At 34.4% G+C, this 24,043-nt stretch carries 21 protein-coding genes; 10 read left to right on the top strand and 11 right to left on the bottom strand.

Translation table 11 applies throughout. The features are described 5' to 3' along the window. Nucleotides 1–4: 4 nt before the first annotated feature. Entirely contained in the window at nt 5–3,130 is a 3,126-nt protein-coding gene (locus tag HYN56_RS22735; RefSeq protein WP_109194292.1) for a SusC/RagA family TonB-linked outer membrane protein, read from the bottom strand. A gap of 925 nt (nt 3,131–4,055) precedes the next feature. Between HYN56_RS22735 and HYN56_RS22730 the strand changes: the two genes are divergently transcribed. The 9 genes from HYN56_RS22730 to moaA all read left to right on the top strand — a co-directional run bounded on the left by HYN56_RS22730 (nt 4,056) and on the right by moaA (nt 11,583). Further along, nucleotides 4,056–5,228, top strand: coding sequence for a molybdopterin molybdotransferase MoeA (locus HYN56_RS22730; protein ID WP_109194291.1), 1,173 nt, complete (start codon nt 4,056–4,058; stop codon nt 5,226–5,228). A gap of 115 nt (nt 5,229–5,343) precedes the next feature. Next, the gene (locus tag HYN56_RS22725) at nt 5,344–6,090 is read left to right on the top strand and encodes a sulfite exporter TauE/SafE family protein (RefSeq protein ID WP_109194290.1); all 747 of its coding nucleotides are present in this window, start codon (nt 5,344–5,346) and stop codon (nt 6,088–6,090) included. Nucleotides 6,091–6,286: 196 nt separating this feature from the next. After that, nucleotides 6,287–6,859: a molybdenum cofactor guanylyltransferase gene (locus HYN56_RS22720; protein ID WP_109194289.1), complete on the top strand. Its 573-nt coding sequence runs from the start codon at nt 6,287–6,289 to the stop codon at nt 6,857–6,859. Between the two features lie 6 nt (nt 6,860–6,865). After that, a complete protein-coding gene (gene cobA / locus HYN56_RS22715; RefSeq protein WP_109194288.1) occupies nt 6,866–7,654 on the top strand; it encodes a uroporphyrinogen-III C-methyltransferase in 789 nt (262 codons plus the stop codon). A gap of 2 nt (nt 7,655–7,656) precedes the next feature. Next, nucleotides 7,657–7,896 carry a MoaD/ThiS family protein gene (locus tag HYN56_RS22710; RefSeq protein ID WP_109194287.1) on the top strand — a complete coding sequence of 80 codons (240 nt, stop codon included), beginning with the start codon at nt 7,657–7,659 and terminating at the stop codon, nt 7,894–7,896. A 3-nt stretch (nt 7,897–7,899) separates the two neighbouring features. Continuing rightward, nucleotides 7,900–8,970: a HesA/MoeB/ThiF family protein gene (gene moeB, locus HYN56_RS22705; RefSeq protein WP_109194286.1), complete on the top strand. Its 1,071-nt coding sequence runs from the start codon at nt 7,900–7,902 to the stop codon at nt 8,968–8,970. Between the two features lie 273 nt (nt 8,971–9,243). Then, nucleotides 9,244–9,675 (top strand): molybdenum cofactor biosynthesis protein MoaE, encoded by a 432-nt coding sequence (locus HYN56_RS22700; RefSeq protein WP_008468715.1) that lies wholly within the window; start codon nt 9,244–9,246, stop codon nt 9,673–9,675. Continuing rightward, on the top strand, nt 9,675–10,589 hold the full coding sequence (gene moaCB, locus HYN56_RS22695) for a bifunctional molybdenum cofactor biosynthesis protein MoaC/MoaB (protein ID WP_109194285.1): 915 nt from the start codon (nt 9,675–9,677) through the stop codon (nt 10,587–10,589). Before HYN56_RS22700 ends, moaCB begins: the two co-directional genes overlap by 1 nt. Then, nucleotides 10,576–11,583, top strand: coding sequence for a GTP 3',8-cyclase MoaA (gene moaA, locus HYN56_RS22690; RefSeq protein WP_109194284.1), 1,008 nt, complete (start codon nt 10,576–10,578; stop codon nt 11,581–11,583). Before moaCB ends, moaA begins: the two co-directional genes overlap by 14 nt. Before the next feature lie 207 nt (nt 11,584–11,790). Here moaA and HYN56_RS25125 read toward each other — a convergent pair whose 3' ends face one another. The 3 genes from HYN56_RS25125 to HYN56_RS22675 all read right to left on the bottom strand — a co-directional run bounded on the left by HYN56_RS25125 (nt 11,791) and on the right by HYN56_RS22675 (nt 17,782). After that, a complete protein-coding gene (locus HYN56_RS25125; protein WP_109194283.1) occupies nt 11,791–12,420 on the bottom strand; it encodes a hypothetical protein in 630 nt (209 codons plus the stop codon). Between the two features lie 143 nt (nt 12,421–12,563). After that, nucleotides 12,564–13,994: a rubredoxin gene (locus HYN56_RS22680; RefSeq protein WP_109194282.1), complete on the bottom strand. Its 1,431-nt coding sequence runs from the start codon at nt 13,992–13,994 to the stop codon at nt 12,564–12,566. Nucleotides 13,995–14,266: 272 nt separating this feature from the next. Then, nucleotides 14,267–17,782, bottom strand: a complete 3,516-nt coding sequence (locus HYN56_RS22675) for a nitrate reductase (protein WP_109194281.1) — start codon at nt 17,780–17,782, stop codon at nt 14,267–14,269. Nucleotides 17,783–17,959: 177 nt separating this feature from the next. On the opposite strand from HYN56_RS22675, the gene HYN56_RS22670 reads away from it, so the two are divergent. After that, complete coding sequence (locus HYN56_RS22670) at nt 17,960–18,664, top strand: Crp/Fnr family transcriptional regulator (protein WP_109194280.1); 705 nt, start codon at nt 17,960–17,962, stop codon at nt 18,662–18,664. A gap of 31 nt (nt 18,665–18,695) precedes the next feature. Here HYN56_RS22670 and HYN56_RS22665 read toward each other — a convergent pair whose 3' ends face one another. The 7 genes from HYN56_RS22665 to HYN56_RS22635 form a co-directional block, all read right to left on the bottom strand. Beyond that, the gene (locus tag HYN56_RS22665; protein WP_109194279.1) at nt 18,696–19,013 is read right to left on the bottom strand and encodes a type II toxin-antitoxin system RelE/ParE family toxin; all 318 of its coding nucleotides are present in this window, start codon (nt 19,011–19,013) and stop codon (nt 18,696–18,698) included. Then, nucleotides 19,013–19,246: a hypothetical protein gene (locus HYN56_RS22660; protein ID WP_109194278.1), complete on the bottom strand. Its 234-nt coding sequence runs from the start codon at nt 19,244–19,246 to the stop codon at nt 19,013–19,015. The genes HYN56_RS22665 and HYN56_RS22660 overlap by 1 nt, the downstream gene beginning before the upstream one ends. 106 nt (nt 19,247–19,352) lie before the next feature. Continuing rightward, nucleotides 19,353–19,973 (bottom strand): class I SAM-dependent methyltransferase, encoded by a 621-nt coding sequence (locus HYN56_RS22655; protein ID WP_109194277.1) that lies wholly within the window; start codon nt 19,971–19,973, stop codon nt 19,353–19,355. A 3-nt stretch (nt 19,974–19,976) separates the two neighbouring features. Next, nucleotides 19,977–20,690 (bottom strand): endonuclease/exonuclease/phosphatase family protein, encoded by a 714-nt coding sequence (locus HYN56_RS22650; protein ID WP_109194276.1) that lies wholly within the window; start codon nt 20,688–20,690, stop codon nt 19,977–19,979. 35 nt (nt 20,691–20,725) lie between these two features. Continuing rightward, entirely contained in the window at nt 20,726–22,051 is a 1,326-nt protein-coding gene (locus tag HYN56_RS22645; protein WP_109194275.1) for a tetratricopeptide repeat protein, read from the bottom strand. Between the two features lie 147 nt (nt 22,052–22,198). Then, nucleotides 22,199–22,564, bottom strand: coding sequence for a hypothetical protein (locus HYN56_RS22640; protein ID WP_109194274.1), 366 nt, complete (start codon nt 22,562–22,564; stop codon nt 22,199–22,201). A gap of 138 nt (nt 22,565–22,702) precedes the next feature. Then, nucleotides 22,703–23,962: an alginate export family protein gene (locus HYN56_RS22635; protein WP_109194273.1), complete on the bottom strand. Its 1,260-nt coding sequence runs from the start codon at nt 23,960–23,962 to the stop codon at nt 22,703–22,705. Between the last annotated feature and the right edge of the window lie 81 nt (nt 23,963–24,043).

The following is a 24,043-nucleotide window of genomic DNA, read 5'->3' as shown; positions in this document are numbered from 1 at the left end:
TTACTTAGAAAGTTACGTTCAGGCCCGAGATGAATGTTTTAGAGTTTGGATAAGAACCAAAATCAATTCCCGGATATAAGTTGTTTTGTTCGTAAGAGCTTACCTCTGGATCATAACCAGTGTATTTGGTCCATGTGATTAAGTTTTCTGCTGAGATGTAGAACTTTACGCTTTTTGCTCCTATTTTTTTAGAAACGCTTTTTGGTAAAGTATAGCCTAAAGTGATGAGTTTCAATCTTAAGAAAGAAGCATCTTCTACATATCTTTCAGAAACAATTCCAAGCGGAGAACTTGATGCTCTTGGAATCTCATTGCTTGGATTTGTTGGCGTCCAGCGATCATTTAAAGTAGAGGCCGCGTTGGTTCCAAGAGTCGAAATTTCTAATTGTTGATTTAATGCATTAAAGATTTTTCCGCCATAAGAACCCTGAAAAGAAAAGTTCAGATCAAAATCATTGTATGAAATGGTGTTGCTGAAACTTCCAACAAATTTTGGCTGAGAAGTTCCCAGATTTCCTTTGTCCAAAGCATTGATAACGCCGTCTCCATTGGTATCAACATATTTTCTGTCTCCTACTTTTGTATTCGCCAAACTGTTGATTTTAGGCTGTGTATTTACTTCTTCCTGAGTTTGGAAAATCCCGTTTGTTCTATACCCCCAGAAAGTTCCTAAGGGCAATCCAACTTTTACAATTACAGGTTGTTGCTGCAATAAAGAACCGTTTGGAACTACCGGAAAAAATTCGTTTACACCGTTTCCGATTTCGGTTACTTTATTTTTATTAGTAGAGAAAACTAAATTAGAATTCCACGCAAAGTTTTCTGTTTTAATGTTTTCCGTTGTCAAGCCAATTTCAAGACCTTTGTTTTCAACTCCACCAATATTTTGGAGAACAGTTGCGTAACCGGAACTCAAAGGAACGGGAACACTAATTAATAAATCGTTTGTTTTTTTGTAGTACACATCAAAAACAAAATTGATTTTTCTGTCCAATAATGATAAATCCAATCCGACGTTATATTGAGTCGTTTTCTCCCATTTCAAATCCGGATTTGCCAGTCGGGTAGGAGCTAAACCAGTATATAATGTTCCTCCAAAAGAATAGTTTACAGATCCCATCGCCGGTAAAGACAAATAATTTCCAATTTCCTGATTCCCTGTTGTACCTGCTGTAATTCTCAGTTTTGCCTCGGTTACGCCTTTAATGTTGTTAGCAAACTCTTCGTCAGTAATATTCCATGAAAATCCTGCAGAAGGAAAATAACCCCAAAGTGATTCGGAACCAAATCTTGAAGATCCGTCTGCACGACCTGATAAAGTAAAGTTGTATTTTCCTTTATAAGAATAATTTACCCTTGCCAGCCATGATTTTAGAACACTTTCGTAAGCGTCACTATAAGGTTTAACGGCAACTCCATCTTGTAATGCATTATAAGTGTTAGCATCATTTACAAAAGTCTGCGCTCCGGCATTTACTACTTCTCCTTTTGTATATTGAAGTGTATAACCTCCTAAGGCAGAAAATTTATGGTTTTCGCCAAAATTAGTATTGTAGTTCAGCGTGTTTTCATTTAAAACAGAACTAACTACTCGGTCTCCAACAGAAGCTAGACCTTTTGTTCCAGCTCCGTTTGACGTATTTGCCGGTGCGTAATAATTTTGTTTTGTGTTGATAACATCACCACTTACAGCGACTTTGGCAGTTAGTTTTTTAGTGATTTTATACTCACCAAATAAACTCGTTAAGATTCTGTTGATTTTCGTTTCATTAGTGGTGTTTTCCAAATCATTAATCGGATTGGAAACATAGCCATTTACAGAAGTAGTGTACGGGTTACTGGTAACATTGTAACTTCCGTCTGCATTTTTAATAGGAACTACAGGAGCATTTAATAAAACTCCAACTAATGGATTCGGATTTCTTCCACCGCTACTACTTGATCCTACGCCATTAGAAATTGAGTTGGTGTAATTTGCATTTACTCCGAATTTAAAATTCTGAGAATAATTTCTTTCATAGTTTGCGCGAAGAGAAATACGTTTAAAATCACTTCCTAAGACAATTCCGTCCTGATCAAAATAACCTGCAGAAATAGCATATCTGGATTTCTCGTCACCACCGGAAAAAGATAAATTGTGACTTTGTATTGGAGCAGCAGTGACAAAAGCAGCCGACTGCCAGTCGTAACTTCCTGAAGTTTTTAAAGCCTCGATTTGTTCTGGAGAAAAAGAAGGAGCCTGACCAATACTTGCCTGAACATCATTTCGCAAGCTTGCCCATTCGCTGCCATTCATTACTCTTAATTTTTTGGAAATGTTTTGGAACCCAAAATAGCCCTGGTACGAAATATTATCTTGTCCTTTAGTTCCTTTTTTAGTAGTAATAATGACAACACCATTTGCACCTCGGGAACCATAAATTGCAGTTGCCGAAGCATCTTTTAATACTTCGATAGATTCAATATCAGCAGGATTTATTGTGGATAATACATTGACGCTTGCGCCGGCAAAAGAAACTCCAGCCGAACTGTTTGCGTTATCATTGTAAATTAAAATTCCATCAACAACATATAGAGGCTCGTTACCGGCAGTGATAGAGTTTCCTCCACGAATACGCACACTCGATGAAGCACCTGGACGTCCCGAACTTTGCGTGACTACAACCCCGGAAATTGCACCTCTTAAAAGATTATCTGCTGATGAAGTTACCTGAGATAAATTAGCTTTTGGAACCGATGCTACAGAACCGGTAATATCCTTTCTTTTCTGCGTTCCGTAACCTACAACTACCAACTCGTCCAGTTCCTGACGTTCTTCTTTAAGGTTAATAATTACGGGGTTTTTCTCTACAATTATTTCTAGTTTTTTATATCCAATGTAACTTACGATCAAAGTGTAAGGAAATTTCTGTCCTGTCTGAAAATAAAATTTTCCTTCAGCATCAGTTACAACCCCGTGAGTTGTTCCTTTGATGGTAACTGAAGCACCTATAACAGGCTGATTTGTAATGGCATCGACTACAGTTCCGTCGAGTTTAGATTGAATAAGCGGCGTGGTATTTTGGGCGTGTATTCCCGCCGTTATCAAGAGTAGAAACAGCGGTATGTATATGTTTAATTTTTTTTTCATTTCTTTGTAATGGTTTTAAGTAATTAACAAGACGCCCTGAGCACTGTTTATACAGCACTCTAAAAGTGTTCTTGATTTAGTGATAAATGTTCTTTAAGCCTTGCCATTTCTGTTGCCGCAGAAATGGCTTTTTTTATTTACAGCAACAGCATTGCATTGTTTTCATTTTAGTTTTCTTTAGTTGTTAGTTATTTAATTTCTGAATAAAAAGGTATGGTTTCAAGAATCCGCCAAAGCATAAAAATGCCTCGGAGAGATTTTTGGGTAAATGCAATAAATATTTTTGGTGGTGTGTTTTTAAGAAATTTGCTTTTATGTGATAATTAGCAAACAAAATAAAAGTAGATTATTAACAACAGAAACACATACAACAAGAAGTGTTATAAGTGTACCTTTTAGGAAGAATGTAATGCAATATGCTTTCTGTTGTTTTCACAATAATAATTTTTTAGTTTGAAATATTATTTTAAACTCTACTAATCCTATAGACAAAGTTAAATTTTATATAATAAAAACCAAAAGTTTGTTTACTTTTTTTTGAAAAATAAAGAGCTATGTGCTTGTTGTAGATTGGGTTTGGTTTGCTTAAGCCTTATTGTAAAAGGGATAGAAAGCAATGCGGAATTGAAATATATGTTAAAATAATTTTTAAAAGAAAGTAGAAAATGTAGTATTTTATACTTGGTTTTCTGACTGATAATCAGTTTTAAATTCCTTCTTTTACCTAAAAGGAGAACAGAAAACGTCTCAAAAAGTAATTCATCTATTATTTTATAAAAATCAGATAAGAATTTTAAAGTTGATTTTGAATAAATTAGAGTAATTTTATAGAAATTAAAATAAAGCCAAAAAAAATGTTCACCGTAAGGAGAAATACTTATATTTGTAAATAAGTATTTTTACTTAGTTTTATATCTAGATAAAAATGATTGAAGTCAAAGAAGCCTTAGAAATTGTTGCAGCGAACAGCTCAAATATGCCGAAACAAAAAATACAAGTTCATAAAGCACTTGGTTACGTTCTGGCAGAAACAATTTATTCGCCCATCGCTATGCCGCCGTTTCGTCAATCTGCTATGGATGGATATGCGTTTATTCATTCCGGAAGGCATCAATTTGACATCGTCGGAATTTCTCAGGCAGGAGATCATGTAAAGGTAGAACTGAAAGAAAACGAAGCTGTCCGTATTTTTACAGGTGCTCATGTTCCTAAAAATGCTGATACTGTGGTAATGCAGGAAGATGTTATGGCAAATGAAGACTCCATTTTGATTGCTAAAATGCCTGAGCCATTTGCAAATGTTAGAAATAAAGGCGAACAAATTAATGAAGAAGATGTTGTTTTTGATGCCAATACATTAATTACACCTGCTGCAATTGGTTTTTTAGCCTGTTTAGGAATTACTGAAATACAAGTTTATAAAAAGCCAAAAGTTGCCATTTTAGTAACAGGAAATGAGTTAGTAGAGCCAGGGAAAAAACTGAAAAAAGGGAAAATCTATGAAAGTAATTCCATAATGCTTCAGGCCGCTTTACAAACGATAGGTATAAAAAATGCAAAAGTTTTTAGAGTAAAAGACAGTTTAAAAGAAACTAAAAATGCTTTAAAAGATCTCTTAAAAAAGAATGACATTGTATTGATTTCTGGCGGAATATCGGTTGGCGATTATGATTTTGTGAAAGAAGCTTTACTGGAAAATGGGGTACAAGAACATTTTTATAAAATAAATCAAAAACCAGGCAAGCCCATGTTCTTTGGATCTAAAAAAAATACATTGGTATTTGCACTTCCGGGAAATCCTGCATCATCATTGACCAATTTTTATATTTATGTTTATCCGGCAGTAAAAAACTTGATGGGTTTTTCAAATACTCATCTTCCTAAAATTGTTAGAAAACTGAATGATGATGTAAAGAATACAACAGGAAAAACATTGTTTCTAAAAGCATTATATGATGAAACAAATGTGACCATTTTAGACGGTCAGGCTTCCTCAATGTTAAATTCTTTCGCTATTGCCAATGGTTTAGTTATTGTAGAGCAGAATTGCGAAAAGATACAAAAGGGAGAATTAGTTACGATTTTGCCGATTGATTAGCTTTTTAAGATTAAAGAAAAAAGAGAATAGAATAAAGAAAATAAATTTTTAGTTCAAGTTTAGACACAAAGTAAAAACTTGAAACCTGAAACTTGAAACAAAATAAAACAAAAAAATGAATCTCCTAAGTTCCGAAAACATACTATTATTCAGTTTTGCCTTAATTGTAATTGCATTTTTATATTCCAGTGTTGGGCACGGTGGCGCTTCGGGATATCTGGCATTGATGAGCATTTTTGCTTTTCCGATTTCGGTTATGAAACCATCGGCATTGCTGTTGAATTTGTTTGTTTCAAGTATTTCGTTCTTATTTTATTACCGAAATAATTATTTCAAGCCCAAACTATTTTATCCGTTTGCGATAGCATCAATTCCTGCTGCTTTTATTGGCGGATTTATCACTTTGGACAATACGATTTATAAAATAATTCTCGGAATTGTATTGGTTTTCGCGGCCTTGAGGTTGTTTGGAGTTTTTAATTTTAAAGAAAAAGAAGAAGTAAAAATAAATCTTCCGTTAGCATTGGCAATTGGTTTTGCAATCGGATTATTATCAGGAATGCTTGGAATTGGTGGCGGAATTATTCTGAGTCCAATTTTATTATTTCTGGGATGGGCATCGGTAAAAGAATCGGCGGCGATTTCGAGTCTTTTCATTTTTGTGAATTCATTTGCCGGAATGCTAGGATTCTTTTTAGGAGGAAATACAATCCCGATGGAAAGTTTTTATTTGGTTCCAATAGCAGTTGTAGGAGGAATGTTAGGTGGATTTTACGGAAGCGGAAAATTCTCAAACAGAACTTTAAAAATGGTTTTAGGAACAGTGATTTTAATGGCAAGTGTTAAATTGATTTTTCCTTAAAAATGAAATAAAATTTAACCGCAAAGAACGCAAAGTTTTTAGGTTAAGTTAATTTTATCAAAAATAGTAAAGTACGCAAAGCTTTATGTAGATCCAGCTTTGCGAACTTAATTTAAAGGTAGCAATGAGCAAAAAAACTTAGCGCACTTTGCGGTAAAAAAACTCATCGCAACCTGAAACCTGAAACAAAAAAACTATGAAAACACTAACAGTATTTATTCTTTGCGGAGGAAAAAGCTCCAGAATGCAATCAGAGAAAGGATTGGTTTTGTTTCAGGAAAAACCGTTCATCGAACATATCATTCAGGCGATTTTGCCAATAACGAACCATATAAAACTAATTACGTCTTCAGAAGAATACAATTATCTGCCGTATGAAAAAATACCGGATTTAATTGCTGAAAAAGGTCCAATGGGTGGAGTTTACACCGCATTATCGCATTCTGAAACCGAATTCAATCTGATTTTAAGCTGTGATATTCCGCTGATCTCAACAGAATTATTGCAGGAATTAATTTCAAAACATACTAATGAGGCCGGAATTACAGTTTTTGCATCAGAAAGCAAAACACATCCGTTAATTGGAATTTATTCTAAAGAAATTGTTCCGATTATAAAAAGTGCTATCGATTCCAACGAATTGAGAATGATGGATCTGCTGGCAAAAGTGCCGCATCAGATTATCAATATAGAAGAAAGCGAAAATTATCATTTGACCAATGTTAATTCGCCAGATGAATTAGATGATTTAAATATCAATTCAATTTAAAGCAGTATGGAAATTTTAAAAACACCCAAGTTAACAATCGTAGGCGCAGGCCCGGGCGATGTTGAACTGATTACGATGAAAGCCATAAAAGCTTTAAAAAGTGCCGATGTAGTTTTATATGATGCTTTGGTAAACGAAGAATTGTTAGAATATGCACCGCAAGCCGAAATTATTTTTGTTGGAAAACGATTAGGCTGTCATGCTTATACACAAGACCAGATTAACGATTTGATTGTTTCTATGGCAAAAACACACGGACATGTGGTTCGTTTAAAAGGCGGTGATCCGTTTGTTTTTGGAAGAGGAAGCGAAGAAATCGAATTTGCAGAAGATTTCGGAATTGAAACTGCTATTGTTCCTGGAATTTCATCAGCTTTGGGAGTTCCTGCTTCAGTCGGAATCAGTTTGACACAGCGAAAAGTAGCGGAGAGTTTTTGGGTAATCACAGGAACAACTTCGGCTCATGAATTATCAAAAGATGTTCATTTGGCTTCAAAATCGGCAGCAACAGTGGTAATTTTGATGGGAATGCATAAATTGAATGAAATTATTTCGATTTATGAAGAAAACAGAAATGATGATCTTCCAATTGCCATTATCCAAAACGGAACTAAAAATTCGGAGCAAAAAGTGATTGGAACTATTAGTACAATTACTAAATTGGTAGCTGAAAAAAACATATCATCGCCAGCCATTATCGTAATTGGTGAAGTGGTGAGAAATACATCAAGCTGGATTTCTTATTTTCAGGAACATTTTGAAGATGAATTCATTTTTCAGAATTTAAATTTATAAAAATGATTGAGGTTAAATATTTTGGTGCGGTAGCCGAAAAGACAAAATGTGAATTCGAAAAATTATCTTTTTCTGAAGAATTGTCTTTGCAAAAATTATTGCAGGATTTAGACGAAAAATATGAATTGGAATCGCTGACTTTCCGAGTTGCAGTCAATCAAAAAATAGTTTCGAAAACAGCAGATTACATTTTACAGACAAGTGATATCGTAGCTTTATTGCCACCATTTGCAGGAGGATAAATTATGAATGCAGATAACCGATATAACAGACAAATAATCCTTCCAGAAATAGGAGAGAATGGCCAGCAGAAATTAGCAGAAGCAAAAGTTTTAGTAATTGGCGCAGGAGGTTTGGGCGCTGCGATTTTACCTTATCTTGCTTCGGCCGGAGTTGGCGAAATCGGAATTGTAGATCACGATGTTATTGAGATTTCGAATCTTCAGAGACAGGTAATTTATAAAACTTCTGCAATCGGAAAATCAAAAGCGAAGGAAGCCAAAGCCATGATTTCAGAGTTGAATCCTTTGGTAAAAGTAAAAGCAATTTCAGGAAAATTATCCGGAAAAAATGCCCTCTCGTTATTTTACAACTATGATATTATCGTTGATGCAACAGATAATATTGTAATTAAATATTTAATAAATGATGCTTGTTTGGCAACTAATAAACCAATGGTTTACGGTTCTATTTTCAGGTTTCAGGGACAAGTTTCAGTTTTCAATTATCAAAATGGACCATCGTACAGATGTTTATATCCAGATGAAAACTCGAATGCTTTAAATTGTGAAGAAGCGGGAGTACTTGGCGTTTCGGTTGGAATTATCGGAATGTTTCAAGCCAATGAAGTTTTGAAAATGATTCTCGGAATCGGAGAAGTTTTAAGCGGAAAAATATTGGTTTATAATACGCTGACTAACGAACAGCAAAAGTATGATTTCGATAAAATCGATTTTCAAATTATAAACAAAGAAGCATTCGAAGAAAAATATAATAAATGTGTGATTGAAGAAGTGAGATTTGAATCTGTTTTAGATGAAATAAAAAATGATGAAGTTTTGTTTTTGGACGTTAGAAATTTTGATGAATCACCAAGAATAAGTTTACAACATCAAATACAGATTCCGTTAATGAACTTAGAAAAAGAAATTGAAAAACTGGATAAAAACCAAACAATTTATATTTTTTGCCAATCGGGAATTAGAAGTAAGATTGCAGTTGAGTTGCTTCAAAAACACCGATTTGAAAATATAAAAAGTGTTGCTGGAGGCGCTTTGGCAATGAAACAATTATTGAAAGAAGAAATAAAAATATAGTTACAGATTTTAGGATTTTCGTTTAGTTTGTCATTTCGACGAAGGAGAAATCTTCGTTAGTAGCTCGACAAAGATTGGCAAATTACTGTGCGGAGTTACTTGCGAAGATTTCTCCTTCGTCGAAATGACAATATTGCGGTTAATTTCTTTGTAATAGATTTTAATTTGTGAAAATTCGTGTAATTGCTTCGCCTGTTCGCTATCGCTCGAGTCGTGGCGAAAGAAAAAAAATCCTTTTAATCAGTGTAATCTGTGGCAAAAAAAACATAAAAAATGAGTAAAAATGTATTTGTAGAAGGCCCAATTTCGCCTGAGTTTATCGCTGAGTCGATTGCCAAACATCAGTCCAAACATACCATCGGGGCACATAACATCTTTCTTGGACAAGTTCGTGCCGATGTTATTCATGACAATACCGTCGTAGCGATTGATTATTCAGCTTATAAAGATATGGCGAACGAAGCTTTGTACGCGATTCGCGAAAAAGCTTTCGCTAAATTCGATTTAACCTGCATGCATATTTACCACAGTTTAGGCGTTGTAAAAGCAGGCGAAATATGTTTATTTGTTTTCGTCTCGGCAACACGACGCAAACAAGTTTATGAAGCGACAGAAGCCATCGTAAATTGGATTAAAACTGATGTTCCGATTTTTGGAAAAGAAATGTTTGAGAACGATACATTCACTTGGAAACAAAATAGTTAATGGTAGATATTACGCATAAAATAAGTACTTTAAGAGTCGCAACAGCAACAGCAATTGTAAAAGTTAGCAAGCAAGAAACAATTGATGCAATTGTGAACAATTTAGTGCCAAAAGGAAACGTGTTTGAAATGGCTAAAACGGCTGGATTATTTGCAGTAAAAAACACGCATTTATCGATTCCAGATTGTCACCCGCTTCCTATTGAATTTACTTCAGTTGAATATCAAATTGAAGGTTTAGAAATTCATATTGTTTTCAATGTAAAAACGGTTTATAAAACTGGAGTTGAGGTTGAGGCTATGCACGGCGCATCAATCGTGGCATTAACAATGTACGATATGCTGAAACCAATTGATAAAGAAATCGAAATTTCAACAATAAAATTAATTAATAAAGAAGGCGGAAAATCTTCTTTCAAAAATAAATTCCCGACTGCCATAAAAGCAGCGGTTTTTGTTTGTTCAGATTCGATTTTTGCAGGTGATAAAGAAGATCGTTCTGGAAAAACGATTGTAGAAAAATTAGAGTCGTATGGAGTTGAAACAGCGCATTACGAAATCATTCCAGATGAACTGGAGATTATTCAGGAAAAAACAAAAGCTTTCGCTAAAGAACATCAATTGGTAATCTTTACGGGCGGAACTGGTTTGTCTCCAAGAGATGTAACGCCAGAAGCTTTGGAACCAATTTTAGAAAGCAGAATTCCGGGAATTGAAGAAGCAATTCGCAGTTATGGACAACAAAGAATGCCATATGCAATGCTTTCGCGAAGCGTTGCGGGAACTTTAGGAAATAGTTTAGTTTTGGCTTTGCCAGGCTCAACAAACGGAGTAAAAGAATCGATGGACGCTGTGTTTCCACACGTAATGCACGTCTTTCATATTTTAAAAGGAAAAAACCATGACAGCCTCTAATACAATTTTGACGGACGGTTTTGGGCGCAAACATAATTATTTGCGCATTTCGTTGCTGGAAAAATGCAATCTGCGTTGTACGTATTGCATGCCTGCTGACGGAATCGCGCTTTCTCCAAAAGCCAGTTTAATGACGGCTGAAGAGATTTTTGCTATAGCTCAAACTTTCGCGCAAAATGGTGTTGACAAAATCAGGTTAACAGGCGGTGAACCTTTACTGAGAAAAGATTTTCCTGAAATTGTTTCTAAATTATCAACTCTAGATATTTCACTTTCCTTAACCACAAACGGGATTTTAATCGACCGTCATTTGGAGACTTTAAAGGAATTTAAAGTCAAAAAGATTAATTTGAGTTTAGATACTTTAGTTTCGTCGAAATTTGCTTCTATCACGCTTAGAAATCAGTTTGAGAAAGTAGTGGACAATTTGCATTTACTTTTGAATAATGAATTTCACGTAAAAGTGAATGTGGTTTTGATTAAAGGTTTTAATGATAACGAAATTGTGGATTTTGTAAAACTGACGCAGTTTTTGCCCATTTCTGTCCGTTTTATTGAGTTCATGCCTTTTGCAGGAAATGAGTGGGACAGAAGCAAAATGGTTTCTCAAAAGGAGATTTTATCTTTAGTAGAAACTGTTTTTGCTACAGATGAAATTCAGAAATTGGAAGATGAGAAAAACTTCACTTCCAGAAATTATAAAATAAACGGTTTTCAAGGCGATTTCGGAATTATCAGTTCCATCACAAATCCGTTTTGTGATAGTTGCAACAGAATCCGCTTGACGGCTGACGGAAAAATAAAAAATTGCCTTTTCTCGAATTCTGAAACTGATTTGCTGACGGCCTTTAGAAATGGGGAATCCATTGCGAATCTCATTTCAGAATCGATTCAAAATAAAAAGAAAGTTAGGGCAGGAATGGCGACAGTGGAAGAAATTGATGATCCGACACTTCATTTTGATAATCGTAGTATGATTGCGATTGGCGGGTAATAGTTTCGAGAGAAACTTTGTCAAAGTTTAAAACTTTGACAAAGTTTGCGTATCGTTTTGTCATTCTGAGGAACGAAGAATCACACGCGGGAATCCACAAAGATTGGCGACATGCTGTACGGAGTTTCTAGTGTGATTCTTCGTTCCTCAGAATGACAAACTAGAGTCAAAAAAAGATTCAACTCATAAAGTCAAACCTTTTCAAGATTATTTTTTCTTTTTAGCTTTAGCCTTTTTCAATGCTTTAGCTTTTTTCTCAGCAATTTTCTTAGCTTTCGCTTTTTCCTTTGCCTTTTTAGCTTTGGCTTTTTTCTTCTCAGCAGCTTTCAGTTTTGCTTTCTTCGCTTTTTCAAGCTTTTTGATTACGGCTTTTATAGCCTTTTCTCTTTTTTTCTCTTTTTCTTTTTTAGCTTTAAGTTTTGCTTTCAGCTGTGATTTGATATCTTTCTTTTTGTCTTTTACAATTTCAAGGATGGTTCCGTCAATTTCTAAGATCGGTTCATTTTGTAAAGGCGAAGGATTATCTTGCGTTTGAATTTCTATAATTTCAGAAACAATCGGTTCTTTTTTTTCTGGTGTAACAGCTTCTTTTTTGACCGTTGCTCTTGGAGTTGCTTTAGATGCAGATCGCACTGGCGTTTTTGCAGCGGGTTTAACAGTTGCAGCAGGCGCTTTTGCAGTTGTTGCTTTTGAAGTTGGTGTTTTGGTAGCTGTTCTAGTGGTTCTTCTAACCGTTGTTTTTGCTTCCGGCGTTACTTCTGTCGTGCTTTCTACAGCTGTTTCTGCTGGAATATCACTGGGCTGCACAGCAGGAGTTTTGGTTGTTCTTTTTATCATAACAGTATTTTTTATTGAGTAAAATAGATTAGAACTAAGAGTAGAAAAAGCTTTTGGAGTGCCAAGCTTCAATAGAAATTCTTAGTTAAGCTAAATATACGCAATTTTTAAATACAGAAATGTTAAGCTTTTTATAGAAAGTGTTAGTTTTCAATTGCTTCCAAAATTTTAAAATTGCTTTTTGGCGCTTCACATAATGAACAGCAGTAATCATCTCCTAAATCAGTAAACAAAATGCCTTTTGGGATTCCCTGACTTTCATCTCCGTATTCTGATTTGTACAACGTCAAACATTCCTGGCATTGATAAATCTCCTGCTGAATTTTTTCTTTTTTCTGAGGATTTTCGACTGTTTCTGCAGTAGTATTTCCGAGTTCGTCAAAATATTTTCGGCTTAATTCGATTAAAATTGTCGGAAGTTCGAGTTTGTCAATATCTTGTGAATGTACAATGTATTCGCGTGTATTGGGATCAAAATTTTTAGCGAATAAAACATTATAAGTATCTCGAATTTTGATGGATTCCAAATCCTTTGGTAATTCATTTTTTTCGATGATAATCGATGTAAAATAATGTCCGTCGCGATTGTATTCTGAAATTCCAAAATTCAATCCGTAGGTACTAATGTCAAATTGATCTAATGTTCGAACTAGGAAAGTTTTTAGGTTCAAAGCCCATTCCATTGCAACGGGTAAATGCCAGTTTAATTCTAATAAAGAATGACGGACGTTGATTCCTCTTTTCCCAAGAAATTTTTCCCATTCCAATTTTCGGTCTTTCGGAATTCCTTTGATAATGAAAGATTTCCAAGGCGTGATACAGATTTTTCCGATTTTGCATTCAAAACACAAATCGCACATTTCTTTAAGAAAATCCAGATCGTAAAGATTATTTCGCCAGTACAAACCTAGCCAGTATTGATCGATTCCCATTCTGTTCATTCCTTCATAATACGGAAATGGATAGAAAGGAACATTAAGAGGTTTGTCTATTGTTCGGTTATTGGTGTCTAAAGCTTCGCTGACCAAAGTAAAAAGCATTTCGATATCAATTGATTCTTCTTCGGAGATTTTTTCTATTTCGTAATAAATCTTAGCCAAATCCCAAGTGTAAAGCAAAACGGGATAAATCTCCATTTTTTGCCAATTTGGAAGACGAATATATAGATACCAATAATCTTCTTGTTCTGAAGCAATAAAATTTAAATGTCCCGTAAACAAAGGAACCAATTGTTGTTTTGGGTCGGTTATATTGACTTTTAGCTTTGGTTGTTCTTTGAATTCTTCTAAAATATAGAGAAAACGGTTTCCAGTCAACCAATTGGTATTTCTGAAAATATCCGTAGAAACATAAGACGAAACGATATTATTCCCGCTCTTTTGATCGGGATAAACAAAATGATGTTTACCTAAAGTGGTTTTATCTAAAGATTTAAACCCTTTCGGAAAAATAATATCCTGCCTTGAACCAAATGAAATGGAGTCTAAACCTTCCTCCGAAGCGATATTTACAACTTCTCTAAGTTCTCCCGGCGATATAACGCCTCCTTTTACTATTAATCTTGTTAACTCCATTTTGTTTCTTTTGTTTCAGGTTTTCTTTGTTTTAGGTTTCAGGTTGTTGGATTGTGTTGATTTTAAGGCAAAGAGCGCAAAGTTTTTTCGCAAAGTTTTTTAAGGTTTATATTCTGTGCGTTAAATTGTTTTTTTAAGTTCACAAAGCTTGACTAAAATCTATTCTCAAAGCTTTGCGAACTTTGTCTCCTTTAAATATACTTTGCGAAACTTTGCGTAAAACCTCTGCGCTCTTTGCGTTAAAATTTACGCTCAAAGTAAATCAACAGAGCTTATTTACACTTTGCTAATATCTCTTTTACTTCCGTTTTACAGCTTCCGCACCCTAAACCTGCGCCTGTGTTTTTGCATAATTCAGTGAAATCGTTTACACCGCTTTTGATGGTTTCTTCAATGTTTCCAGCTCCGACTTGACTGCACGAGCAGACCAATTTTCCGAGAACGGGTTTTGCATTTGAACTTCCTCTTAAAAGCGTATTTCGTTTGTCTGATAATTCGATTTTGCTTTCAATCATGGTTTTGAATTCGGCAAACTCGTTTTTATCGCCCATTAAAATGGCACCAACCAAAAGATCGTCTTTTACGATGCATTTTTTGTAATAACGTTTTTTGAGATCGGTGAAAACAATTTCTTCGTACGAATCATCATTTTCCGGAATTGTCAAATCTCCAATACTGCAAAGGTTGATATCTTCTAATTTTAGAATGTTCATTAAAATTGAACCTTTGTAATAACTGCTGATATCTCCAGCTAAGAAATTGGCTAAAATATCAGCCTGTTCTTCGGCGGCAGAAGTGATTCCGAATAATTTATTTTCGAATTCTGCTATTTCACCAATGGCAAAAATATCAGGATTTGAAGTTTGTAAATACTGATTGACTTTTACGCCACGCCCGCAGATTAAACCGCTTTCTCTGGCAATTTCGATATTCGGAATTGTTCCAATCGTATATACAATGGCATTTGCCGTCAAAATTTTACCACTTTTTAAGGCGATTTCAATTTCGTTTGGATTATCAGTTTCAAAAACGGTACTGACTTCGTTATCAAAATAAATCTGAATATCACGAAGCTGTACTTCTTCAGCCAAAAGTTTACTCGAAATACGATCTAGTTGACGTTCCATTAAACGAGATGCACGCTGAATTATCGTGGTTTTTACTTTTTTATGTTTTAAAGCTGCAGCCAATTCTAATCCTAATAAACCGCCGCCAATAATTACGACATGCTGTTCTTCTGGTGGAAGATTCGTGCTGTCTAAGTGTTTTTTCAAACGATCAGCATCTTCTTTTCTTCGAACGGTAAATCGGCCGGGAAGATGAAGTTGTGCATTTTCCGGAACAAAAGGACGGCTTCCGGTTGCTAGAATCAACGAATCGAAAGTATGTGTTTCGCCTAAACTGTCTTTTATGGTTTTATTTGTCGAATCTAACTTATCAATAGCAACTCCAGCTTTCATGGTTATTTTTAACTTATTGAAAGTTTCGCCGTCTTTAACTTTTAAAAGCTGTTCCCAAGTGAATTCTCCCGTCATATATTCGGGAAGCAAAACGCGATTGTAAAACGGATTTACTTCATTCGAAAAAACAATAATTTCATCGGTTGTGTTGAATTCACGATAATTTTGAATGAATCGAAAAGAAGCCGCACCAGCACCCACAATCGCAATTTTCTGAAATGGTTTTACGTATTTTTTAATCGAAACCGTGGTGAATTTAAAATCAGGTTCTTTTGAAACGGGATCGACAACGGTATTCGTTAAATTATTCGTTCGGTTTAAGTCATTTTCGAGTTGTTTTCCCCAGTGCATTGGCAGGAAAAGGACTTTTTCTTTGATTGCGTCCGTCACTTTTGCTTTTACCCGAACTTCACCATTTTTACTTGAAACAGTTACGATATCGCCATTTTTGATATCGTTTTTAAAAGCATCAATTGGATTTATTTCCAGAACCGGACTCGGAATATGTGTCAGTAATCGCGATACTTTTCCCGTTTTCGTCATCGTATGCCATTGATCGCGAATTCTTCCTGTTGTTAAAATAAAAGGAAATTCGGCGTTTGGTTGTACCGAAGTATTTTCAATCGAAACAGGCAGATTAAAAATGGCTTTTTGCGAAGGCGTATAGAATTTTTTATCTGTAAATAATCTCGGAGTTCCCGGATGATTATAATCAGGAACGGGCCATTGAAAAGTGCCTTCCGTTTTTAGACGATTATAGTTTAAGAATGAAATATCAATATTGGTGTTTTTGGTAAGCGCGCAATGTTCTTTATAAATTTCTTCGGCATTATTAAAATTGAAGCCATTGAAATTCATTTTTTTAGCAAAGCGAATTAAAATTTCAATATCTGGAAGCGCTTCTCCAGGCGCATTGATTCCTTTTGGCAAGTACGAAATTCTGCGTTCAGAATTCGTCATTGTTCCTTCTTTTTCTAGCCAACCTGCAGCAGGTAAAAGCAAATCGGCAAATTTGGCTGTATCAGCATTATGTGAAATATCCTGAACAACTACGAATTTGGCGTTTTTAAGTGCTTTTTCGGCTCTGCGTGAATCTGGTAAACTTACTAATGGATTCGTACAGATAATCCAAACTGCTTTCATCTTTCCAGATTCTAAAGCTTCGAACATTTCAGTTGCTGTTAAACCCGGTTTGTCTGATATTTCGTCAACACCCCAAAAGTCGGCCACTTCTTTGCGATGTTCAGGATTGGCAATGTCTTTATGTGCTGCCAAAAGCGTTGCCATGCCGCCAACTTCGCGTCCGCCCATTGCATTTGGCTGACCGGTTAATGAAAATGGTCCAGAACCTGGTTTTCCAACTTGACCTGTCAATAAAGATAAATTCAATAAAGCAGTATTTTTATCAACACCAACAGCACTTTGGTTCAATCCCATTGCCCAAAGCGAGATAAATCCTTTGGCTTTCCCGATAATGTCAGCTGCAAGTTTAATATCGTTTACAGAAATTCCGCAGAGCTTCGAAGCTTTTTCTAGCGAAGTTCCTAAAATTATATCTTTATATTGTTTGAAGTTTTCTGCATGATTTTTAACGAAATCATGATCTACATAACCTTTTTCGATAATACGCCTAGCAATTGCATGGTACAAAATGATATCCGAACCCGGAATAATCTGCAAATGCAAGTCGGCGAAAGCGGCGGTATCTGTTCGTCTTGGATCAATACAGATGATTTTTATTTTCGGATTTTTCTCTTTGTGTTTTTCAATTCTTCGAAATAAAATAGGATGACACCAAGCCGGATTTGCGCCTGTAATTAGAAATGTATCCGCAAGTTCAATATCATCATAAGCAATGGGTACAGAATCTTCACCAAAAGTCTTTTTATAACCCACAACCGCAGAACTCATGCAGAGTCGTGAATTGGTGTCGATATTATTGGTTTTTAAAAATCCTTTTACGAGTTTGTTTACCAAATAATATTCCTCAGTTAAACATTGACCCGAAATATAAAATCCAACACTGTCTGGGCCGTGTTTTTTTATGATGGAAGAAAAAACTGCGGCCGCGCGATCCAAAGCCGTCTCCCAGCTCACACGTTCTAATGGATACGATTTACTGCCTCGCATTTCAGGATATAAAATTCGGTCAGAAGTATCGTTGGCTACGTAATGCAAATTCATTCCTTTGGAACATAACATTCCTTTGTTTACCGGATGATCTTTGTCACCTTCAACCATTACGCCGTTTTTGCTATCGTTAGTTACAATGATACCACAGCCAACGCCGCAATACGAACAGGTAGTTTTGATTTTGGTATTTTGCATTAGCGTACTTTTTTAGATGCTGATTCTGAAATCTATTTTTCGATGTAAATGAATTACGTATACAAAAATAAGTATTTTTACGTATTAATACGTAATTTTTAAATTTATTTTTTTATTTTTGATGCAATAAAATGAGCAACAACAAATTAGTTTTTAATGTGATAAAAATTTGGACTCATGAAAGAAGAACAAACCCTTTGTTATTCTTGTACCAATGAAAATTGTTTTATCAAGAAACACCTGCATTTGGAGCAGATGGCAGACTATGTTTCTAAGAAACAGCAAGTAATCTGTAAAAAATCGGATCCGTTTATTGTGGAAGGTGCGTCTTTGCAGGGGCTTTATTTTATCTGTAAAGGAAAAGCAAAAACGGTTAAAACCGGAATTAATGGTCGTGAACAAATAGTTCGTTTGACTTCGAATGGTGATATCATCGGCTTTCGTGGATTTGGAACAAGTAAAAAATACTTAATTGGTGCTTATGCGCTTGAAGATACTGTTTTGTGTAATTTCAGTAATGAAACGATGCTTGAAATTTTAAAAGAAGTTCCTGAGTTTACTTATGCTTTAATGCTTTTTTATGCAGAAGAATTAAATAAAAGCGAAAACAATATTCGCAAAATCGCCCACATGAATGTTCGTGAACGCGTGATTGATTTATTGCTTTATATTCATCGAAAATTTGGACAAATCAATGGTTTGATAGATATTGATCTTTCCAGAAAAGAAATCGCTGATTTTGCTGGAACGACTGAAGAGCAAGCGATTCGTATTATCTCGAGTCTTAAAAAGGAAGCTTTGATTCAAACGGTTGGGAAAAGAATTGGGATTTTGGAAGTTTCAGCATTAAGATCTGAAATTATGGAGCATAAATATTTTTGAAACGCAATACGTAGTATTACTTGTATAAAGCTTATTTTGTACGCTTTAGTTTTACAGGATTTTGTCTTGTGTCAAAAACATCAGCGATTTGGTTTTGTTTATTTTCTTTATCTATGCTGTAAATAATTTTGTAATTTTTACAAACTAAATAATGATATTCGTTTTCTCTGTCAAGTAAAAGTTCTTCGATTTGGGTAGAAAGATTATTGGAAACGAGCTTATTTGGCTCAGAAATTATTTCCTGGATGATTTTTTTAGCGACTCTAATTCCTGCTTTATGAAGATAATAGTCGTAGATTTTATCAATTTCATTTTCTGCAAACTGCGACCAGACAATTTTTAATTTCATTATTTGTATTTTTCTAAAAGCTGAGAAGTCGTTTTATATCTTCCATTTTTAAAATCATCTTCAGATTGGTCTATTCTATTGTTAAATTCTTCAATTGACATTGGTTTGAAAAAATCATTATCATCAGAAATATCTTTGCTTTTTAATAAATTTTCTAGCTGAGAAATCAGTTCTTCGCTTTGAATTTTTAAAAACTCTTTTACAAATTCTATTTTTCTAGTTTGTAAATCCATGACATTGAATATTTTTTCAAATTTACGAATTATCTTCCAAGGGAATATTTTTTTAAGATATTTTTTGTAGAGACGCACCGCAGTGCGTCTCCACGACAAGTGTAATTTATTGTTTTCTCCCTACAAACCGAATTACAGAACCAGTCCCATTATGAAATAAACCTTCGCTCAGTTCGATTTCTTTTTCTTCTAATTCAAAGATTTCATAGTTAGGAAAATCGGTTTTGATTTCTTCTATTGAAAAAAGAGATTCAATGTCTTTTGGTCCGCCCACTTTTTCGTTTTTGGTTACATATTCCAAATGTTTTTTGCTGAAAGCTTCAAAAATAATAATGCCATCTTTTTTTAATAACACATTCAGCTGTTTATGAATCTCAGACTTGATTTCTGCCGGAAAATGTGCATAAATCAAAGCAAGTGCTTCAAATTGCCCTTCTTGAAAATCAAGAGTTTCTAATTCGCCAACTTGATAATCAATCGAAACATTGTTTGCTTCAGCAAGTTTTAATGCCTTATTTCTTCCTTCTTCACTAATATCAAAAGCAGAAACATTCCAGCCTAGTTTGGCTGCAAAAATGGCATTTCGTCCTTCGCCTTCGGCAGGGAAAAGAATCGTGCCGGGATTTAGTTTTTCAATTTGTTCTTTGAGGTAATTATTGGGTTCTTCGCCATATGCAAATTCTTCAGTGCTGTAGCGGTTGTCCCAACGTTTGGTCCAATTATTCATAGTTTATATATTGAATTTAATGATTAAAGGTTTATGGTCGCTGTATGAAGTCCAATCTTTATAATTGCCGACTTCGACGCTTTCTAAAACTTCTATAAAATCATTTGAAGTAAAGCAATAATCAATATGATAAGGTTTGTTTTCATTCTTGTGAAGGTATAAAGTTGGATGCTCTTCTTTGCCTTGAATTTGATTGAAATATTTGTGATAGGTGCTGAAAATATTTTTCTCAGCCAATTTGTTTACAACCGTTGTATGATTGCCTTCGCGACGCGGTTTGTCCCAAATCGTGTTGCTGTTGAAATCGCCAATTAAAATGGTTTTGGTTTCTTTGATCAAATTTTCATAAAAATGAATCGCTTTCCAAACCTGGGTAACGTAAGCGCCATCTTTATCCGATGGATTATTTGCCCAAACAGCAAATAATGTAAAATCAATTTTTCCGCTTGTTACAGTAATGGGTAGAATGTTTTTAAAAGCAGGATTATGGCAATCCAAAAGCTGAAATCGATAATCACTATAAGAGAAAACGCCAATTCCTTTATGCGGATTGGTTCCGTACCAAAGAATGTCTGTCGGCTGTTTTATATTATCTGGAAATTTTAATTTTTCAGGGTTTTCGCACTCAGAAATAACGGCAATATCAGGATTGTAAGCGAGAATGTATTCTGCTTTTTTTCTGAATGCCATGTTGCAATTCCAGACTATGAGTTTCATTGGATTAAAATTTTACGTCGAATTTTGATAGTTATTTATACTTTTTCAACCTCTAAAGTGCCCATATAAGATTTAAGTCTATAGCTATATTTGTTTTGATCTGTTCCAAACGTTTTGAATTCTCTTTTTATCAGTTCTATCAAATCTTGTCTTACAGGTTTGTTTTCCATTTTTGCGCATTTTGCTTTCAGCCAAAATAAATAGGATGAGTTTGGGAAATCCTTTAAGGCTTCATTTAATTCAATATCATCATATCTTAAATCATTTGCTTTAGCAGAAAAATAGCTTCTTGCAAATCGCTCATCTTTAAATTCTTTCCATCCTAATTTGTCAATTTCAGGATTTACAGTTCCGTTAACTGACGCTTGCAGAAAAGCATAAATGTTTAGCAGCTCTTTATCTTTTGTTTTTTTAGCAAGTTCTAATAGCTCATTTCCTCGGTTCTTGTAAAAATCATTTTCATTTAAAAATTGATTAATAAACGTAATACGCAATAAATCAGATGAGAACTCACCAAAAGCCGGTATTGGATTATTGTTTAAAATAATTTTATTGTCAACCAGAACCTTTTTAATTTCTTCTGATTGTCCTAATCTTTCAAGCTCTTTTATCTTTAAATACGCTTTTATAGTTTTAAAATCTGGATTTGCTTCTCCCAATTTTGTTTGCGCTAATTTTAGATCTTCATTTAAGAAATATTCTTGGGTATGCGTATTCCACCAATCTGATTCCCAGTTTTTATCTAAGAATATTAAAGGATAAAAATTTGAAGTTTCCCCTTTTTCAATTTCAAATCTTAAATCACTTCGGGTTTTAATTTGTGTAGTTTTTCCATAAATAATGAACATTGCATTGTCAATTGCTATATGGTTTTCGGAATGGTTTGTTTTTTTCCAATTTAGAATTGATTTCTCTATTTCTCCGGTATTGATGTAGCAATCACTTAACCACGCATATGCTTTGATGTCTTTTGGAGAATTTTCAGAATATTTTTCATAAAGTTTTGAAGCTTCGGCATATTTTTCTTTTCTGTGAAGTTCAATTGCATATTCTAAAACAAAATTTATATCATTGTCATTGGCTAAATAGGCTTCTTCGTGAAGTTTAAAAGATTTGTCTGTATCGATTTCATAAAGCATTCCGCCAATGCTATATTTTCTATATTCATTTGTAGCATTTTTTACTAATTCGTCTACACATATTTTTAAATCAGAATTTACAATACAAGCACTAAAAATTTTATTTGCCTCTTTTAATTCAGTTTTTGCGCTTTCAATTTTTTCTCTATTTGATTCTAATTTTTGCGAAAAGCATTTTGAGAAGATAAAAACTGTAAAAAAAAGTAAAATTTGCTTATTCATGCTTATGGTTTTGTATTTTGTTCAGGGATTTTTGTTCATCAAATATATCCAAATTAACAAGATAAAAATGATATTGAGAGCAAAAAAAACACCCTTTCTCTATTTAGAAAAAGGGTATTCTATATAAATTTCTTCATTTTTTCAATCTTAACCAACAAACTTAGTTTCACCACTGTTTACATCAATTTCAGCAAAATTATGTTTTCCGATTACGATAAGCAGTTTGTCTGAATTATAACCTACATATCTAATTTCAGGTTCTCCTTTTTTGGGTTTTCCGCAAACAGAAATTACATTAGTCTGCCATTTCAATTTGCTTCTTTTGTAGGCCGAAATGGTTTGTAAATCATTTTCAACATAATAAACAATGTTGTTTTTCTTGATTCCTCTTTTTTGCGTTTTTGCAAAGTTTATTTCTGAGTTTTTAGAAATTAAGGCATCATTGTACTTTTGAGCGATACCTGTCTGCGTGACAATAAAAGTCATCAGAGATAATTTTAGAAATGGTTTCATTAGGATAGAATTGGGGGTTCATAATTGATTCAAATATAAATAATTAAATGATATAATAGCTTTTCTTGAAGACAAAAAAAATACCCTTTTCCAGAAATAAGAAAAGGGTAAAATATATAAGTCAATTTTAAAGAAAAACTATTTTTTCCAGCTAAAAATTCTTGGATTGACAGAAACCATAAGCCAAGCCCAATTGTTGGTATGATTGGCGTCTCCATTTTTGATAAATTCCATGGTTTTAGAACCAAACATTTGAGAATAACCTCCTGTAACTGTAATGTCTTTTTTGAAATTGTAGCCAAAAGAAGCATCAATCTCAGTTCCTAAATAAGAGTCCATTTTTTCATTTAATGGTGTAACGACATCTGCAGCAGCCAAAAATACATGCGGACTTAAACCAAACTGCCATTTGTTTACATTGTAGTTTAGTTTGATAAAAGCATCTTGTAGACCTACGCTATTCAAGTGATTTCCAACATAAAAATAATCCATAAAACCGTTAAAACCGTGATTGGTTCCAAAAATTGGATTGAATGATTTGATTACAGTGCTTCCGTCATTTGTCGCTTTTCCTGATAAAAACTCATATCCTAAACCAGCCTTAAAAGCGTCGGTTACGTTGTAATTAAAGTTTGCGGCAGCATTCCAAGCACTTACTTCGAGATCAGTGCTTTTTCCAGTTTGTCCGTAGAACCATAAGTTACTGTCTATTTTACTGTTTTTGAAAGTTAAATAAGAGCCAAAAGTTTGCTTATAATCAACTAATAATTTTGCATCGGCGTTGGCATATTCGTAACCTGTATTTAAGGCAAGAAAGCTTAAACAAAGAGCATCACTGAATTGATTATGATACCAGGCATATTGCATGGCTTTATAATTTGAAACAGTATAAGGTGTCTGAAAAGTGTTTTCGGCAGTAGAATTATAGGCACCACCAAAATCTAATTTTTGTTTTTCAGTTTGATAAGTGACGGTTAACGCATCATGGCTTTGACCTTGTTGCGCCCAATCCATTTCGCCAAGAATACGCTGATTATCATAAGAAAGAACTTGGCGGCCCATTCTGGCACTCCATTTTTGAGTAAAATTATATTGTGCCCAAGCCTCGAAAACAGCCACACCATTTTTATCAGCAACTGTTGCAGGAGGTACATCACCCCATGTTCTCGTGTTTTGGAAAGTCAATTTTACGATTAAATCATCTTGCTTGAAATTAATGCCAAGACGAGAACGCTGCGAAATTTGTGAAGTTCCTTTTTGTCCTTCCGCAAGAAGGGTTTTGTAGCCGTTGCGATATTCAAAGCGTGGCCTTATTTGTAAATTTACGTCTAGTTCCTGTGCCTGAAGTAAGGCAGTAGATCCTAGAAGCAATAGGATTATGGTTTTGATTTGTTTCATGGGTTTGGTAATTTTTTCTTCGGGCGTAAATTTATAAGAAAAATAAGCCTTTGCTAGTGTTGTTGGATATTTTTTTGTTTT

The organism is Flavobacterium crocinum (assembly GCF_003122385.1).
GTDB lineage: Bacteria > Bacteroidota > Bacteroidia > Flavobacteriales > Flavobacteriaceae > Flavobacterium > Flavobacterium crocinum.
This window is presented reverse-complemented; position numbering and strand designations above follow the sequence as displayed.